Here is a 16,996-nt window from a genome sequence, read left to right on the forward strand (position 1 = left end):
GACGCGACACTTCGCGTCTCCTCGCTGCTGAGGTTGCTCAGTATCGGTTGTTCAACGCGGAGCCGCGAAGTGGCGCGTTTATACATCCGTATACTAAGTGAAAAATAGACTCTTGCAAAATTTATTCACGCCCGAACAGGAGAGTGCAGGAGTTTTACCGCTTGCAGTTCCTATTCTTTTGTGAGCAATCTAATTATCCGGTTTTCGGCCCTCAAATCAGTAGCCTCAATATGGAAAAAACGCTCACCTTTCAGCACGTCAGTTACTTGTGGGACGAGGCCCAGGCGGCGGCACTAGCCGGCGATGAAGTAGCCTTATTTATTTATCGCTCCAACCTGCTGGGAGCGGATTTGCGCCTAACCAACTATGCGGGCGGCAACACCTCCGTCAAAATCACCGAAACCGACCCCGTAACCGGCGAGCAAGTGCCCGTGATGTGGGTAAAAGGCTCCGGCGGCGACATCGGCACCCTGACCAAAGCCGGTTGCGCTAATCTCTACGTAGAGAAGCTGCACCAGCTCAAAAACCGCTACCGCGGCCTCGAGCACGAAGACGAGATGGTAGAGCTGTTCAACCACTGCCTCTTCGACCCGAAGTGCGCAGCCCCTTCTATTGATACGCCCTTGCATGGCCTGCTGCCCTTCAAGCACATCGACCACTTGCACCCCGATGCCCTGATTGCTATTGCCGCCAGCCAGGACGGCGAGCAGATTATGCGCGACATCTGGGGTGACAGCATGGCGTGGCTGCCCTGGCAGCGCCCCGGCTTCGACCTGGGTTTGCAACTCGAAAAGGTAGTGCAAGAAAATCCGGGCCTGCGCGGTGTCATTCTCGGCGGCCATGGCCTGTTTACCTGGGGCGACACCTCGTACGAGTCGTATATGAATACGCTGGAGGTAATTGAGCAGGCGGCTGCTTATCTGGCTAGCAACTATGGCAAGAACAAGCCCGTGTTTGGGGGCGTAAAGCTATCCAACGGCCCCGATGCCGCCACGCGTAAGCAGCAGGCGGCAGCCATCATGCCTACGCTTCGCGGTCTGGCTTCGGGCCACCGCCGCATGCTGGGTCACTTCACCGACGATGCCCGCGTGCTGGAGTTCGTGAACTCGCATGATCTGGCTCGCTTGGCTCAAAAAGGCACCTCCTGCCCCGACCACTTCCTGCGTACTAAAATTCGCCCCTTGGTGCTCGACCCGGCGGTGATGAGCCAGCCATTGGCCGAGGTGAAAACCTATTTGCAGGAGCAGTTTGAAGCGTATCGCCAGGATTATGCGGCGTATTACGAGCGCAGCAAGCACGCTAACAGCCCCGGCATGCGCGATGCCAATCCGGTGATTATTCTGTGGCCCGGCGTGGGCATGTTTGCCTTTGCCAAAGACAAGCAGACCGCCCGCGTAGCCGCTGAGTTTTATACCAACGCCATCAACGTGATGAAGGGCGCCGAGGCGGTAAGCACCTACGTAGGCCTACCGGAACAGGAAGCATTTGACATTGAATACTGGCTCTTGGAAGAAGCCAAGCTCCAGCGCATGGCGCCTCCCAAGTCGCTTTCGGGCAAGGTAGCCTTCGTCACGGGTGGTACGGGCGGTATCGGCAAAGCAATCTGTGAGGCCCTGCTGCAACAGGGTGCTTGCGTAGTCGCTGCCGACCGTGCCGACCTGGACGAAACGCAAACCGATTTGCGCAAGCAATTTGGCAAGGACAGCTCGCTGGCCGTGGGCATCGAAGTCACCAGCGCCGAAGGCATTGCGGAAGCGCTGCGCCAAAGCGTACTGCAGTTCGGTGGCGTCGATATCATCGTCAACTGCGCCGGCCTGAGCATCTCCAAACCATTGGCCGAAACCACCCAGGCCGACTGGGATATTCTCAACGACGTGCTCGTAAAAGGGCAGTTCCTGGTAAGCCAGGCCGCCGTGGAGATTTTGCGTCAGCAGGCGCTGGGGGGCGATATTGTGAACATCGCCAGCAAAAACGGCCTTGTGGCCGGCCCGAATAACGTGGCTTACGGCACGGCCAAAGCGGCCCAGCTGCACATGTCGCGCCTGCTGGCCGCCGAGCTCGGCCCCGACAAGATTCGCGTGAACACCGTGAACCCGGACGCTGTATTGCGCGGCTCCAAAATATGGGAAGGCGCCTGGGCACAAGGTCGGGCCAAAGCCTACGGTATTTCGGTGGAAGAGCTGCCCCAGCACTACGCCAAGCGCACCTTGCTGGGCGAGGAGCTGCTGGCCGAAGACATTGCCAAAGCCGTGCGCGTGTTCGTGGATGGCTCTCTGAGCAAATCCACAGGCAACGTGCTCAACGTGGATGGCGGCGTAGCAATGGCATTCGTGCGCTAAGCAAAAACCTGATTGAAAACGGAACGGGCCGGCTACATAGCCGGCCCGTTTTTTTGTGCGCTTCTCAAACTTCGTGGCGGGGCCGCACCTTTGGGAACGTTCCCGGCAACGATGACGCAATGAAATTGGCCTTTTTACTTCCAACTGTATTTTTAAGTCCTTAATTTATGCTCTAACAAGTAGAAGTCTGCCCAAAAAAAGCCCCCCGAAGCGGAAGAGAACTTCGTTGCTTCGGTGCCGGTGTTCTTAGCTCTAGTTTTCCCACCCAACTACTCGCTATGGCCGTTGTACTTTCGCCTAATCAGAGCATGTATAAGTTGCAGTTCAAACCTTTCGACAAAACCCCCAAGTACAAGCAGATTGTGCAGTCGGTGATTACCGATATTGAGCGGGGCACGTTGAAAAAAGGCGACCAACTGCCCTCCATCAGTGAGCTCAGCGCCGAATACTACCTGGCCCGCGACACTGTCGAAAAAGCGTATCGAGAGCTGCGGGAGCGGGGTTTTTGCACCTCTGTGCAAGGCAAAGGCTACTACGTGCAGGCCACCGACGCCACCAAAATCAAGATTTTGCTGGTTTTCAATAAGCTCAGCTCTTATAAAAAGATCATTTATTACGCTTTCCTGCAAGCCCTCGGCGACCGGGCCACTGTTGACCTGCAAATTCATCACTACAGCGCCCATCTTTTTCAGGAAATTATCGAGAAGAATCTGGGCAAGTACAACTACTACGTGGTGATGCCGCACTTTGCGCTGGACTTGGATAAAGCCGACTACAAAAGCGTTCTTAACTCCATTCCCGCAAACGAATTAGTTCTGCTCGATAAAGACCTGCCCGACATGAAGCGCGACGTGCTGACCGTGTATCAGGACTTCGACAAGGACATTTTTACGGCTCTGGAAGGCGTGCAGGATTTGCTGGAAAAATACGAGCGTATGGTGCTCGTGCTGCCCAGCGTAGGCAACAACTATCCGGTCGAAATTGCCTGGGGTTTTCGCACTTTCTGCATCAATTACAACAAGGGTTTTTCAGTTAAGGAAAACGCCATAAACGAAGTGCTGGAAGCCGGCACTGCCTACGTAGTTGTAGAAACCACCGACCTGGCTGAGCTGATGAAAAAAGTGCGCCAAACGCCTTACTTATTGGGGCGTGAAATCGGCATTTTATCCTTCAATGCCAGCACGCTGAAAGAGCTGCTGGGCATCACCGTTATCACCACCGATTTTGAGGCGATGGGCCGCACGGCGGCGGAGCTTTTACTGGAGAAGCAGCGCGTAAAAGTGAAGAATCCGTTTTACACGATTCGGCGCGGGTCGCTGTAGTGGCGGCAGCCTCAGAAACAACCTTCTCTGATTATCTGGGGGCTTTTTTGTAGAGACACATACTTGTGTCTCATCGTTGTTTGTTGAGCGAAATACGTCGTTCAATCATAAGACACAAGTATGTGTCTCTACACCGTAATGGCACCATGAAATAACAGGCGAGGAGAGGCAGAAAATTGTCTCTCCTCTTCTTTTTTCACCTATCTGATCAGTTGATATTCGGCAGCTGATTTTTATCCAGGAAAAAAGCCCCCCACACAGGAGAGTTCAGAAGAGTTTGGGCGCGGGTTGGTGCTAGGTTGCTTATCCTAATGAAGCTGTGTGTATCGTCTGCCTGGCCGACTTGCTAAAACGAAGCTGCCGGGCTCCATCTTCTCACCCTCGACCCCTACTCTACTATGCTTTCCGACCAACAAATTCAGGACCTCAACCAACCGTTGTTGAGCGAGCACCAGCTGCGCTTCAGCTATCTGACCGATATGCTGGCCCGCCGCAGCCTCGACGCCCAGGATGTTATCCGGCAGCTCATTGATTTTCAGGTAGCTATTCCGAGCTGGGCCCTGGGTACGGGGGGCACGCGCTTTGGGCGCTACCCATCGGGGGGCGAGCCGCGCAGCCTTGAGGAGAAGATTGGCGATGTGACCTTGCTTAATCGTCTTAATCGCTCCTCCAACTCCATTTCCCTGCATATTCCGTGGGATATTCCGAAGGATATTCCAGCGCTTCAGCAGCAGCTGCAAGCGGAAGGACTGACGATTGATTCGATGAACTCGAATACGTTTCAGGATCAGAAAGATCAGGCGTATTCCTACAAGTTTGGCTCGCTCAGCCACACCGAAAAAGCGGTGCGTCAGCAGGCCATTCAGCACAACATTGAGTGCGTGGAATACGGCAAGCAACTGGGGGCCAAAATTCATACGGTGTGGCTCGCCGACGGCTCCAACTTCCCCGGTCAGCAGCACCTGCGCCGCGCCTACCAGCGCACGGCCGAAGCCTTGGCCAGCATCTACGAGGCCATGCCTTCCGACATGACCATGCTGATTGAATACAAGCCCTACGAGCCGCACTTCTACTCCATGGTTATTCCGGATTGGGGTACGTCGTACTCGCTGTGCCAATACCTGGGTGAGAATGCGCAGGTGCTGGTCGATTTAGGTCACCATTTGCCTAACACCAACATCGAGCAAATCGTGGGTCGCCTGTTGCATTTTGGGCGGCTGGGGGGCTTTCACTTCAACGGCTCCATGTACGGCGACGACGACTTGACCACGGGCAGCATCAAGCCCTATCAGCTCTTCCTGATTTTCAATGAGCTGGTCGATGGCGCTCAGGATTCCGCCGTTACCAACGCGGCCGTGGCTTACATGATCGATGCCAGCCACAACACCAAGGACCCGCTGGAAGACCTGCTCCAATCGGTAGAAAGCATCCTCGGCGCCTACGCCAAAGCCCTGCTCGTCGACCGCGCCGCTTTGCAGGAAGCCCAGGAAAATAACGACGTGGTTCGGGCCGAAGAGATTCTGCGCGACGCCTTCCTCACCGATGTACGTCCGCTGGTGGCCGAAGCCTACCGCCAAAGTGGCGGAGCGCTCAACCCCATTGCGGCCTATCGCGCCGGCCAGATTCGGGAGCAGCTTATTCAGCAACGCGGCAAACTCAGTCTGTCTACTGGCTTATGAAAAAGTCTATCTACGCTGTGTTCGATGTTGGCAAGACCAACAAAAAAGTACTGCTCTTCGACGAGGATCGACAGATCATCGACGAGCACCAGCAAGTGTGTCTGGAAACCGTGGATGAGGAAGGTTTTCCGTGTGAAACTCTCTCACGGCTTTCGCAGTGGGTGCAGGACCGCTGGCACACTTTACGGCACAATCCGCACTATAGTCTGAAGGGAGTGAATTTCACTTCCTACGGTGCCAGCTTTGTGCATTTGGGGGCCAATGGGCAGCCCATTTTGCCTCTCTACAACTATCTGAAGCCCATGCCGCCGGCCGTGAGCGCGCAGTTTTACGCTGAGCTGGACGAAGATCCCGTTGACTTTGCCACGGCTACCTGCTCGCCGCAGATGGGCATGCTCAACTCCGGTATGCAGCTGTACTGGCTTAAGCAAACCAAACCGGAGCAATACGCCCGCATTCGCACGTCGCTGCATTTGCCGCAGTACTTGTCGTACCTGATTACGGGTGAGGCATTTAGCGACTACACATCCGTAGGCTGTCATACGGGTCTGTGGGATTTCAAGCGTAATCAATACCACGACTGGGTGTACCGCGAGGGCATCGACGACAAATTAGCCCCCCTGACCAAAGACTCAATTGCGTCCGTGGTTGATGGCATTCTGGTCGGCGTTGGCTTGCATGATAGCTCGGCGGCGCTGTTGCCGTATATGCAGCAGGACGAGAAGCCTTTCCTGCTGATTTCGACCGGCACGTGGGCCGTGACGCTGAGCCCCTTCAACCGGGAGCCGCTCAGCCCGGAGCTTCTGCGCCGCGACTGCCTGAGCTTTCTCTCGCCCAAAGGCGAAATGACCAAAGCATCGCGGGTATTTTTCGGCCGTGAGCACGACTTCCAGGTGCAGCGCATTGCCCACCACTTCCACGTAAAGCCCGATTTTTACCACTCTCTCATGCTGGCCCGCCCCTACGATGAGGCCTCGCATGACTTTCAGCCCTGGTGCATGAGGGGCACGGGGCCCTTCCCAGAGCGGCAGGCCGGTGAGTGGGATCTATCCGGCTTCAATACGGCGGGAGATGCGTACCATCACCTCATGCACGGCCTCATGGACATCCTCACCGAATCCATTAACCTGATCCGGCGCGATGAGAAGCTGATCTACGTAGATGGCGGCTTCGCCCGTAACCCGTTGTTCATGCAGATTCTCAGTTGGAATTTCCCCGACGCGAAAATCAAGACTCTAGAGGTTCCTCAAGCTACCGCCCTTGGTGCCTTGATTCACTTAGAACAAGGGGAAGCTTGGAAGAAAACGCAGTTGTTGTTTTCGTAAGATTTTAGAGTTCCAAGCCTCGCTCGAATTTCACAGCAAATGGCCTGAGGTGCTTTTTTGGTTTTTTAAAAGGCCGTCATGCAGAGCAGAGCGAAGCATCTCGCGTGTTTAGTAAGATTACTAACCTCTCATCAGCACGCGAGATGCTTCGCTCTGCTCTGCATGACAGACGCGAGTCGTTTAACGATCATAAACAGAACTGGAAAACAGCTCTGGTCCAAGCTTTATAAACTTTAATGAAAGTCGCTTTATTTATTCCCTGCTACGTTGATCAGTTTTACCCGCAGGTAGGTATTGCTACCTATCAGTTGCTGGAAAAGCTGGGCATACAGGCCGAATTTCCGCAGAAGCAAACCTGCTGCGGGCAGCCGATGGCCAATAGCGGCTGCGAGCAGGACGCCATTCCTGTGTATCACCATTTTGTTGATACGTTTCAGGGATACGACTATGTGGTAGCGCCGGCGGGCAGCTGCGTGTATCACGTGCGCAAGCATTTCAATATCATTGAGCAGACTCCGGCCGTGCAGCACGTGCGCGAAACGACTTACGATCTGATTGACTTTATCACCACTATTCTGGGCGTTACGAAAATACCGGGTGAGTTTCGGCACAAAGTGGGCCTGCATCTGAGCTGCCACGGACAGCGCGGCTTACATCAGGCCAACGAGTCGGAAATGACGCCCGTGCGGGATGGGCATTTGCGGCGGCTGTTGAAATCGTTAGAGGGCATTGAGCTAACGGAGCTTGACCGTAATGACGAGTGCTGTGGCTTTGGGGGGACATTTTGCGTGTCGGAGGCGGCTATTTCGGCGCGCATGGGTCAGGACAGAGTGCAGGACCATCTGCGCAACGGCACGCGGGTACTGACGGGCGGCGACATGTCGTGCCTGATGCACCTAGAGGGCATTGTACGGCGCCAAAAACTACCCATGCGGGTGATGCACGCCGCCGAAATATTGAACGGCACCATCTTATGAGCCACCCCAAACGAGCTGAGATATTTACCCGCGATGCGGAGCGCACCACCTGGCACGACGAAACCCTGTGGTTTGTGCGCCAGAAGCGCGACAAAGCCGTGTATGCGGTGCCCGAATTTCAGGAGCTGCGCGAGCTGGCTTCCCAGATCAAAACGCACACGCTAAGCCGCCTCGCTGATTACCTGGAACAGTTTGAAGCTCAGGCCAAGGCAAATGGTGTGCACGTGCACTGGGCCAGCAATGCGGAGGAGCACAACGCCATTGTGCTCGACATTATCCGTCAGCAAAACGCCACTAGCATCGTCAAAAGCAAGTCGATGCTGACGGAGGAGTGCCACCTGAACCCGTATCTGCTGCGCCACGGGGTGGAAATCGTAGATACGGACCTCGGGGAGCGGATTGTGCAGCTGCGGCAGGAGTCGCCGAGCCACCTGGTGCTGCCGGCCATTCACTTGAAAAAGGAAGACGTGGGTGCCACGTTTTTTAAGCATCTGGGCACGGCCGAGGGCGAAGTCGATCCGCAGGTTCTCACGGAAGCTGCGCGTCAGCACTTACGCGCCCGATTCCTGGCCGCGGAAGTGGCTATTTCGGGAGTTAATTTTGCTATTGCCGAAACGGGCAGCGTCGTGGTGTGTACCAACGAAGGCAACGCCGACCTGGCCGTAAATCTGGCGCGGGTGCACATTGCCAGCATGGGCATCGAGAAGCTCATTCCGCGCCTCTCCGACCTAAGCGTATTCACGCGCCTGCTGGCTCGTAGCGCTACCGGGCAGCCTGCCACTACTTACACCTCGCACTTCAGCCGCCCCGCCGCGGGCAAAGAGCTGCACGTAATTCTGGTAGATAATGGTCGCACCCAGCAGCTCGGCCGCCCCGATTTTCGGGCCTCGCTGAAGTGCATTCGGTGTGGCGCTTGCATGAACACCTGCCCTGTGTACCGGCGCAGCGGCGGCCACAGCTACGACTTCACGGTGCCGGGCCCGATTGGGGCAATTCTATCGCCCAACATCGACATGCGCCAGCACGCATCTTTGCCGTTTGCCTCCACGCTCTGCGGCTCCTGCACCGATGTGTGCCCGGTGAAGATTGATATTCACACCCAGCTCTATAAGTGGCGGCAGGTAATTGCCGCGGCCGATGAAATTCCGGCCAGCAAGAAGTGGAGCATGCGCCTGCTGAGTCGGGTGCTGGCCCGGCCGGCTATGTACGAGTTGGGGGGCAAATTTGCCCGCACCAGCCTGCGTTTTGTGCCCCACGCCCTCACCCACGCCCCCGGTTACAACCCGTGGGCCATTGCCCGCGAACTACCCGAGCCGCCGCCCCAAAGCTTCCGCGAATGGTTCAAGCAAACCAACCCCAAACCATGACGGCCACTGCCCGCGAGCGAATTCTGGCCGCTACCCGCGCCAATCACTTCGAAGCAAACCCGCTGCCTACGGTGCCTCAGTTCACCGGCAACGATTCGGTGGAGCGCTTTACGGAAGTGCTGCAAAGCATTGGGGGGCAAATTGTGCGCGTACCAGCATGCCAGCCATTGGCCGAAGTAGTTCAGGAGCTTTTCCCAGCCGCTGGCTCTGTTGCTTCTCCCCTGCTGCCCGCCACCATCACTATCGATGAGCAAACACCAACCGCTGTGCTCGATACGGTGGACGTAGCCGTGCTGGGGGGCATTTTTGGCGTAGCCGAAAACGCCTGCATCTGGCTACCCGAAGTAAACATGCTGCACCGGGCTTTACCGCTGATTACCCAGCATTTAGTGCTTGTGCTTTCCGAGCAAAATATCGTGGCCAACATGCACGAAGCGTATGCGCGGGTGCAAGATGTAGGCGGCTACGGCCTGTTCATCGCGGGCCCTTCCAAAACGGCTGACATTGAGCAGTCGTTGGTTATTGGAGCCCACGGCGCGCGCAGCCTCACGGTGCTACTCACGACGTAGTAGTTAGAAAGCATCGGTTCAACCACCGTCATGCAGAGTGGAGCGAAGCATCTCGCGTGTTTAGTGGGATTAGTACCCTTGATAAACACGCGAGATGCTTCGCTCCACTCTGCATGACCGCCTTTAGTTTGAAAAACTCGTGAAAACAAACGCAAAAGATCCTGGATGCCAGCAGCTGTTGTCCGCGCTCTTTGCGTTTTCATAGCTTTTAGAATTTCACGCTCGTGCTATTCACCACTGCTACGGGCTCTTGGTCCTGGGCCGTGATGTTGATATTCTTGACAGTCCAGTTTTTCGCGTAGCTGATGTCGCCTGCAGTCTGGGCTGTTATGGTAATGTTGCTCAGGGTCATGTTTTCGAGCAAGGAATTGGGCTGACCTTCGGCCGAAACAGCTTTTTTGGCGTTGGTCACGCGCACGTTGCTGATGTGCACGTCGCGGAAGTATGGGAGGCCTTTTTCAGCAGGCTCGACTTTGGTCAGCATGGCTTTCCAATGAGCCGGCAATGTCTCCTGCGTGTAGCCTTCGGGCAGCGTGGAGTAGCTGTAGGACGGGTTCCAGTTCATCGTCATCTCGATGGCCGTACCTACGCCATCCATCTCGATATTATCAACCCGAATATCCTCTACCGTACCGCCCCGCGTAAGCGCCGATTTGATCCGGATACCAACCTTGGTTCCTTTCGCTTTCAGGTTGCGGGCAATGACATGACGAATGCCCCCGGAGGTTTCGCTACCGCAGGTAAAAAGCCCCCCACCGGCCCCGGCCACGCAGTTTTGGATGAGCACGTACTCCGTGGACTTATTTACGCGCAGACCGTCGGCGTCGCGGCCCGACTTGAGGCAGAAGTTGTCGTCGTTGCAGTCGATGTCGCAGTTTTGCACCAGCACGTAGCTGCTGGAGTCGATGTCGATGCCGTCGGTGCTGGGGCCGTGGCCGCCGAGGTTGTTGCGGATGATAAGGCCGTCGGCGGTTACGTTTTTGGAGTAGAGCACGTGTACCGTCCAGAAACCGGCCCGCTGCAACGTAATGTCTTTGATGGTTACGTTCGAGGAGTTTGACACAAGCAAGGTGCGCGGGCGCTTGGCGTCATAGTCCACAATCCAGCGCAGGCCTTTGGCTTCGTAGTCTTTGCGCATGGCCCAATACAACTCCCAGAAGGGTTTGCCCTGACCATCTACAGTGCCTTGGCCGATGATGGCCACGTTGTCCTGATCCAGCACATTAATCAGCGCCGCGGGCCACACCATCTCGATGCCGGCAATACGGCTGGGCATTTCGGGATAATCCTTGATGTACTGGCTGCCGAGCAGAGTCACGCCTTTGTCAAGCTGTAGCGTGACGCCTTTCTTCAAAAAAATAGAGCCCGTCAGATACTGACCGGGCTCAAACGTGACAACCCCGCCTTCCCTGGCGGCCGCGTCGATGGCGTTTTGAATGGCTTTGGTGTTAAGCGTTTTGCCGTCGCCTACTACACCGTACTTGGCAGCCGCAAAGGTCGTTTTGGCCGTGGGTCGGGTTTTGGCGCCTACTTCTTTCACCCAGGCGGGATCATGGGCAGTGGGTGCCGCTGGCTCAATTACAAACAGGCTTAACCAAGTGATGAGCGGAAACAGAAAAGAGAGCAGCAGTTGCATAGGAGGCAGGATTGACCGAATCAGGAAGAAACGGGAATTGTAACATGACGCGGGACTGAGCGGCGGAACAACAGATTCCCACCACCGCTGTATTTGCCCCCCAGCCCCACGTCAGTTAACACTCACTTTTGCTTACTCATCCAAATCTGCATTTTCTCACCCGCCGAACCCTCCCGCACCCTCCTGCTACTGAAAATTACCCTAGCAAAACGCAGCAGAAATCCGGGGCGGCTACACGTTGAAAGTTGCACATGCGTGCTGCGAGCTATTCATCCAGGGGCTAAAAAATAAGTCCGTCATGCTCAGCATGACGGACTTAAAAATGGACAATTAACAGCCGGTTAGTAGCCCGGATTCTGCTCGGTCTGGCGCTGTTCCTGGGTTAGTGATTGACCACCGCGGAATATCCGCTCCAAGTGCTCGCGCGGGATGGGCCGCAGCTTGTGATAGGGCTGTATTTCGGACCGGGTATCAGGATTGAAGGTGCGGGCGCGCTCCAGCAGCGTTTCGGTGCGGGCCAGATCTTCCCAGCGGTGCAGCTCCCCGGCCAGCTCGCGGGTTCTTTCATTCAAGATGAAGGCGATAAAACGAGCCTGCGTGGTGGTGGCCGACGGCGGATACAACTCAGCTGGGTCGTTGGTGGTGAACTTGGTCATAGTAACCTGCAAGGCCGGAGCCGTGCTCGTCACGTCGCCGCGGGTGCCGCCTTCCACTAGTGAGAAAGCCGTGGGCTTTGCTTCGCCGGCCTTGTATGCTGCCCGGTTGCGCAGGGTGTTGATGTAGCCGATAGCCTTGGCGTAATCACCCTTACGACCATAAGCCTCGGCGGCAATCAGATACGTTTCAGCAAAGCGAGCCAGGATACCGTCGCGCGTGCCAGCCTCTTCATTTACGCCAGAGCCGGCCCGAAACGGGTCGATATACTTCAGCAGCTGAGGATATTTGTTGCGCACGCCTACCGGGCCGGTTGGGTCATAAGCCGAAGACACAGCGTTGCTACCGTTGCGGAAGTAGCGCGCAAACGTAGCGTAGCGCGTCCGCGAAATCTGGTTGGCAGTGAGCGTGGTTTGCGGGGTATTTACTTGGATAAAAATGGCCGTATCGCCTATGGCAAATTTGTTTTGCCCTACCTGCGCGGGAGTAGGTGCATTGGCGGCCGTCCATTTGGGAATGGTGGCGGCGTTATTAGCAATCCACACCGTTTTGAAGCTCTTATAAAACCGCGAGTCGTTGCGCCGGTCGTAGATATCCATGGTGTAGTTGGTGGGCATCAGGCGGCGGAAGGGCCGGTCGTTGAGCAGGTCGCGGGCCATGCCGGGGGTGTCTTCGTAGATCATGGTGAAATACGAGTGCACGCGGTTGCCAAAGCGGCCTGCCAGGGTAATGACGTTGTTGAACTGCGTGGAGAAAATGACTTCCCGGCTGGTTTGCCCGGCGCGGTTATTCGCATAGCTGGAAATATCCCAGAGTTTGGCAAAGTCGTTTTCCAGCACGTAACGGCCCGAGGTAATCACCTGGTCGGCGTAGTAAGCAGCGCTATCCACGTCGGTGGGCTTCTGGCCCCGCTCGTCGGTGATGGCGCTGCCGCGCGTCAGGTACACTTTGGCTAAGTAATGCTGAGCCGCGCCTTTGGTAGCGCGACCAAACTCCGCGCTTGTGGGGGACAAATTTTCCTCCGCAAAGCGCAAATCCTTGATGATCTGCTGATACACCTGCGGCACGGGCGTGCGCTCGTATTCCAGCTGTATACTTTCGGTAGGCTTCAGCGAAACTGGGATGGCACCGTACTGCTGCACTAGCTGAAAATAGTAGTAAGCCCGCAGGAAATGCAGCTCGCCGAGGCGCTGGGCCTTCTGTGCCGCAGTAGCCAGCGTGGTAGTGCCGCCAGTGAAAGCCGGAATCTTATCGATGCCGATGTTGCAGCGGTTGATACCATCGTAGTCGGCCGTCCACACATCGTGCACGAAGCTTTCGATGCCATTACCGGTATTCAGACGGCTACGGTCGTAGGTATTCCAGTAAACGTAGTTAACCTGATCGGCATGCGTAAACTCATCGGTGCCGAAGTTGAACATCGCGTAGCTGTGCTCGTTGGCGTACTTGAAGCGGGTCTGTTCGTAGGCCGCTTTTACAAGGTCTTCCAGCCCTTTTTCCGTAGTGTAATAATCGTTGGTAAGGGTAGAGACGAGTTCTTCCTGCAGATAATCCTTGCAGGCCGTGGTAGTCAGGCCGAAGGTAGTAAGCAGGGCAATGGTTATGAGTCGATATGAACGTTTCATGATACTAGGCTAGACGTGGGGAATTAGTCGTCAAATCAGAAGCCAATGCGGAGGCCAAGCACCAAGCTTTTGGTGCTCAGGTTACGCGCTTGCGCCAGTTCGCCAGAGGTAGTACCGATATCGGTGGCTTCGGGGTCCAGCCCCTTGAACTTGGTGATCAGGAAGGGGTTGACCGCATTCACGTACACACTCAGGTTGCTGCTGTAGAACTTAGAGGCTAGCTCCTTAGGGAGGTTATAAGTGAGCGAGATGCTGCGCACTTTGGCGAAGCTGCCATCCTGGTACCGCAAGGCGTCGCCAAAGGTGGCAATGTCCTGCTGGCTGTTTGGCCGGGGCTCCTCGGTGGTTGGATTGGCTGGTGTCCAGTAGTCGACTTTCTGACCTGGAAAACGCCCCCCAAGGCCGGGCCGGAAGCCCGTGGCCAGCATCTGGCCGACACGGGCATACACCAGGAAGCTCAAATCGAAGCCGCCGTAGGAGAAGCTGTTGCTTACGCTGCCGCTCCACTTGGGGCGGTTCGAGCCCAGCACAATCTGGTCCTGAGTGTTGATCTGGCCATCGTTGTTTACGTCCACAACTTTTATCGTACCTGGCCGCACGTTATAGCGAGTTAGGCCTTCGGTGTCGTAGCTCTGCCAGATGCCTTCGTACTTGTAGTCGTAGTACACGCCCAAGGGCTCGCCGATAAACCAGCGGTTGCCAAGGTCGTCCTGCTTGCCCGAGGCCAGCTCCACGAACTCTTCCTTGTTCTTGGTGAAGACAAAGTCAGAGCCCCAGCGGAACTTGATGGTTTCCACGTTCACCGTCGACACAGTGGCTTCTACGCCGGTGTTGCGCGTGGCACCGATGTTTTGCAGCACGTTATTAAAGCCCGAAACCGTAGGCAGCGCGCGGGGCAGCAACAGGCCGGTGGTGTTGGCACGGTACACTTCCACCGAACCGTTGATGCGGTTTTTAAACAAACCAAAGTCCAGACCTACGTTTACGGTGTTGGTCCGCTCCCACTCCAGCTCACTGTTGGGTAAGCCCCCCAGCGTATTGGGCAGCGTGCCGGGCGTGGGCGTGTAGCCATACGCTGGCGTCTCGTCCCACACGTAGGGAGTTTGCTGCAAGGTGCCGCCGGTGGTGTAAGGGTCTACGGACGCCTGGCCTACGGAGCCGTAGCCGCCGCGCAGCTTCAGCTCGCTCAGCATGGCTATGTCCTTAAAAAAGCCCTCCTCCTGGAGTTTCCAGGCTAGGGCTACGGAAGGGAAAAATGCCCATTTGCGGCCCTCAGCCAGCACGGAAGCACCATCGGCCCGTCCGGTAGCCGTCAACACGTACTTGTCGCGGAAGCTGTAGTTTACCCGTCCCATCCACGACATCAGCTGGCGCTGGATAAACGGACCCGAGCCGAAACTTTGTGCCGCCGCGTTGTTGGTTGAGCCTAGGTTGTACCACTTCTGCGAGTCGTAGGGCAGGTTGGTGGCACTGATGGAGGAGCCTTCGCTGCGGTCCTGCTGAATACTTTGCAGGAGCGTCACGCCCAGGCTATGGTCTGCGGTGAGCTGCTTATCGTAGAAAAGCAGGTTTTCTACGACGTAAGTAAAGTTCTGATTCTGATCGTATTGCGCGAACGATACCGCGTTGGCACCGCCGCCCTGTCCCGTAGAGCGGGCCGACCGAAACTGACCATTGCGGGCGTTGCGGAAGTCGGGGCCTACGTTGAGGCGGTAGCGCAGGCCTTCCAGCAGCCGGGCCTCAGCGTAGAGGCTGGTAAAGAAACGGGCCACACGTCGCTCACTAAAGGTGTTTTCCGGGTCGAGCAGCGGGTTCAAAATGTTGGCGTCGGCACCGGGGTTGGTCTGGAATACGCCTTCCGCGTTGTAGGGCGTAGCATACGGCAGCTGCCCAACGGCTTTGCCGTAGATGTCGGGGCCGACGTTCTGAATACCCAGGCTGGCGTTGGTAGAGCCGCCCACCGAAATGATCTTATTGACTTTGAAATCGAAGGTAGCGCGGGCTGTGTAGCGGGTGAAGTCCTGGCCAGGCTGAATACCTTCCTGATTCAGGTAGCCCACCGACAGCGACGCGCGCAGGTTCTCGGAGCCGCCACTAGCGCTAAGCTGGTGGTTTTGGGTGAAGGCGTTGCGCAAGGCGGCATCCTGCCAGTCGAAGCTCCTGATCTTGCTGGGGTCGTAAATCGGAATCTGGGTGACGTTCGGGAAGCCGTAGAGGGCATAACGGGCTTTCTCCTCCTCTGTCGCTTCGCGCGTTTCGGGAATGCGCGCGTCAAAATCCCGCCAAGTGTACGCCCCGGCGATGTTGGCCCACACGTTCGGGTCGGTGCCAAACAGCGTGAAATCGTTTACGGGATTAGGATAAGGCGTGGTATAAGAGCCCGACGTACGGTACGCTTCGCGGCGCACATCGGCAAACTCTGCTGCGTCGAACAGTTCCGGCAGGCGCAAAGGCCGGTCGAAGCTGCCGTAGGTGTTGTAGCTGATATTAAACTTGCCTTCCTTGCCGCGCTTGGTAGTCACGATGACCACGCCATTTGCCCCCCGCGAACCGTAAATAGCGGTTGCCGAAGCATCTTTTAGCACTTCTACTGATTCGATATCATCGGGGTTGAAGTCATTCAGGCCCGTGCCTTGCGCCAGCGGAATGCCATCAACTACATAAAGCGGCTCGTTGGAAGCCCGCACCGAGCGGTTGCCGCGAATACGGATAGCGGGCGTTTCACCGGGCCGAAAATTGCCCCCCGCCACGTCGACGCCGGCCGCGCGGCCTTGCAGGGCCTGGGTCAGGTTCTGAACCGGCACCTGCTTGATCTTCTCTTCCGACACCGACGACAGCGCGCCGGTTACGTCGCTCTTTTTCTGGGTGCCGTAGCCAACTACTACCACGTCTGCCAGCTGCGTTACATCCTCGGCCAGCGCCACGCTTATCGGTGATGCGCTGGCGGGCACTTCCTGGGTTACATAGCCAATCGAGGAGATGGTGAGCGTGGCTCCGGCCGGGGCCGTCAGGGTGAAGCTGCCATCGGGGTTGGTGCTCGTGCCGGTGGTGGTGCCTTTCACGACTACCGTTACCCCTGGCAAACCACTTTTGTCGGTGGCCGTAACGACCCGCCCTGTTACGGTTTGATCCGTCTGGGCAAAGACGCTGGCGGGCGCCAGACCAACTACTACTGTCAGGGGCAACCAGCGGACTGAGTTGTAAAGTTGTAACATAAAGGAGGAGTTGGAAGTGGGAATGCAAACAGGGAGTTTCTACCTACCAAGTACCTGTCTTTCTTCCCCAAATCTCTCCCGCACTCTCCTGCTGCCGTGCTAGTATTTCTTCGAAGTGATCAAAAATATCTCTTAAACATCCTGACGTGTATTCTGCGCCTTCAGCTGCGACGAAGCTTTACGCATACTGATGTTTCTATACTACCTATTCACATCATTGTCATCCTTAATCTAGCGTACGGCACGAAGGACCTTCTCACGTTGAAACAAATCGTTCTTCGGAGAGAA

General features: G+C 56.3%; 10 protein-coding genes. 7 read left to right on the plus strand and 3 right to left on the minus strand.

Annotated features, from left to right (window positions below; all coding sequences use genetic code 11):
- Positions 1 to 230 precede the first annotated feature (230 nt).
- The 7 genes from IEW06_RS10425 (at position 231) to IEW06_RS10455 (ending at position 9,578) form a co-directional block, all read left to right on the plus strand.
- On the plus strand, positions 231 to 2,339 hold the full coding sequence (locus IEW06_RS10425) for a bifunctional aldolase/short-chain dehydrogenase (protein WP_188548234.1): 2,109 nt from the start codon (positions 231 to 233) through the stop codon (positions 2,337 to 2,339).
- A gap of 278 nt (positions 2,340 to 2,617) precedes the next feature.
- Positions 2,618 to 3,661 carry a GntR family transcriptional regulator gene (locus IEW06_RS10430; protein WP_223284616.1) on the plus strand — a complete coding sequence of 348 codons (1,044 nt, stop codon included), beginning with the start codon at positions 2,618 to 2,620 and terminating at the stop codon, positions 3,659 to 3,661.
- A gap of 398 nt (positions 3,662 to 4,059) precedes the next feature.
- Positions 4,060 to 5,340 (plus strand): sugar isomerase, encoded by a 1,281-nt coding sequence (locus tag IEW06_RS10435; RefSeq protein ID WP_188548235.1) that lies wholly within the window; start codon positions 4,060 to 4,062, stop codon positions 5,338 to 5,340.
- The gene (locus IEW06_RS10440; RefSeq protein ID WP_187732481.1) at positions 5,337 to 6,665 is read left to right on the plus strand and encodes an FGGY-family carbohydrate kinase; all 1,329 of its coding nucleotides are present in this window, start codon (positions 5,337 to 5,339) and stop codon (positions 6,663 to 6,665) included. Before IEW06_RS10435 ends, IEW06_RS10440 begins: the two co-directional genes overlap by 4 nt.
- Positions 6,666 to 6,901: 236 nt before the next feature.
- Positions 6,902 to 7,642, plus strand: coding sequence for a (Fe-S)-binding protein (locus tag IEW06_RS10445; protein WP_187732482.1), 741 nt, complete (start codon positions 6,902 to 6,904; stop codon positions 7,640 to 7,642).
- The gene (locus IEW06_RS10450; RefSeq protein WP_187732483.1) at positions 7,639 to 9,009 is read left to right on the plus strand and encodes a lactate utilization protein B; all 1,371 of its coding nucleotides are present in this window, start codon (positions 7,639 to 7,641) and stop codon (positions 9,007 to 9,009) included. Before IEW06_RS10445 ends, IEW06_RS10450 begins: the two co-directional genes overlap by 4 nt.
- Positions 9,006 to 9,578, plus strand: a complete 573-nt coding sequence (locus IEW06_RS10455) for a LutC/YkgG family protein (RefSeq protein WP_188548236.1) — start codon at positions 9,006 to 9,008, stop codon at positions 9,576 to 9,578. Before IEW06_RS10450 ends, IEW06_RS10455 begins: the two co-directional genes overlap by 4 nt.
- A 208-nt stretch (positions 9,579 to 9,786) precedes the next feature.
- Here the strand turns inward: IEW06_RS10455 and IEW06_RS10460 are convergent, their stop codons facing one another.
- From IEW06_RS10460 to IEW06_RS10470, 3 genes are all read right to left on the minus strand, one after another.
- Entirely contained in the window at positions 9,787 to 11,214 is a 1,428-nt protein-coding gene (locus tag IEW06_RS10460; RefSeq protein ID WP_187732484.1) for a glycoside hydrolase family 28 protein, read from the minus strand.
- Positions 11,215 to 11,555: 341 nt separating this feature from the next.
- On the minus strand, positions 11,556 to 13,493 hold the full coding sequence (locus IEW06_RS10465; protein WP_187732485.1) for a RagB/SusD family nutrient uptake outer membrane protein: 1,938 nt from the start codon (positions 13,491 to 13,493) through the stop codon (positions 11,556 to 11,558).
- Between the two features lie 35 nt (positions 13,494 to 13,528).
- Positions 13,529 to 16,708, minus strand: coding sequence for a SusC/RagA family TonB-linked outer membrane protein (locus tag IEW06_RS10470; RefSeq protein ID WP_188548237.1), 3,180 nt, complete (start codon positions 16,706 to 16,708; stop codon positions 13,529 to 13,531).
- Between the last annotated feature and the right edge of the window lie 288 nt (positions 16,709 to 16,996).

Source organism: Hymenobacter qilianensis (genome assembly GCF_014638675.1).
GTDB classification, from domain to species: Bacteria; Bacteroidota; Bacteroidia; order Cytophagales; family Hymenobacteraceae; genus Hymenobacter; species Hymenobacter qilianensis.

What these genes read in the sequence shown, in the direction of transcription:
- IEW06_RS10425 (WP_188548234.1), top strand. Translation starts at nt 231, where the DNA reads ATGGAAAAAACGCTCACCTTTCAGCACGTCAGTTACTTGTGGGACGAG.
- IEW06_RS10430 (WP_223284616.1), top strand. Translation starts at nt 2,618, where the DNA reads ATGGCCGTTGTACTTTCGCCTAATCAGAGCATGTATAAGTTGCAGTTC.
- IEW06_RS10435 (WP_188548235.1), top strand. Translation starts at nt 4,060, where the DNA reads ATGCTTTCCGACCAACAAATTCAGGACCTCAACCAACCGTTGTTGAGC.
- IEW06_RS10440 (WP_187732481.1), top strand. Translation starts at nt 5,337, where the DNA reads ATGAAAAAGTCTATCTACGCTGTGTTCGATGTTGGCAAGACCAACAAA.
- IEW06_RS10445 (WP_187732482.1), top strand. Translation starts at nt 6,902, where the DNA reads ATGAAAGTCGCTTTATTTATTCCCTGCTACGTTGATCAGTTTTACCCG.
- IEW06_RS10450 (WP_187732483.1), top strand. Translation starts at nt 7,639, where the DNA reads ATGAGCCACCCCAAACGAGCTGAGATATTTACCCGCGATGCGGAGCGC.
- IEW06_RS10455 (WP_188548236.1), top strand. Translation starts at nt 9,006, where the DNA reads ATGACGGCCACTGCCCGCGAGCGAATTCTGGCCGCTACCCGCGCCAAT.
- IEW06_RS10460 (WP_187732484.1), bottom strand. Translation starts at nt 11,214, where the DNA reads ATGCAACTGCTGCTCTCTTTTCTGTTTCCGCTCATCACTTGGTTAAGC.
- IEW06_RS10465 (WP_187732485.1), bottom strand. Translation starts at nt 13,493, where the DNA reads ATGAAACGTTCATATCGACTCATAACCATTGCCCTGCTTACTACCTTC.
- IEW06_RS10470 (WP_188548237.1), bottom strand. Translation starts at nt 16,708, where the DNA reads ATGTTACAACTTTACAACTCAGTCCGCTGGTTGCCCCTGACAGTAGTA.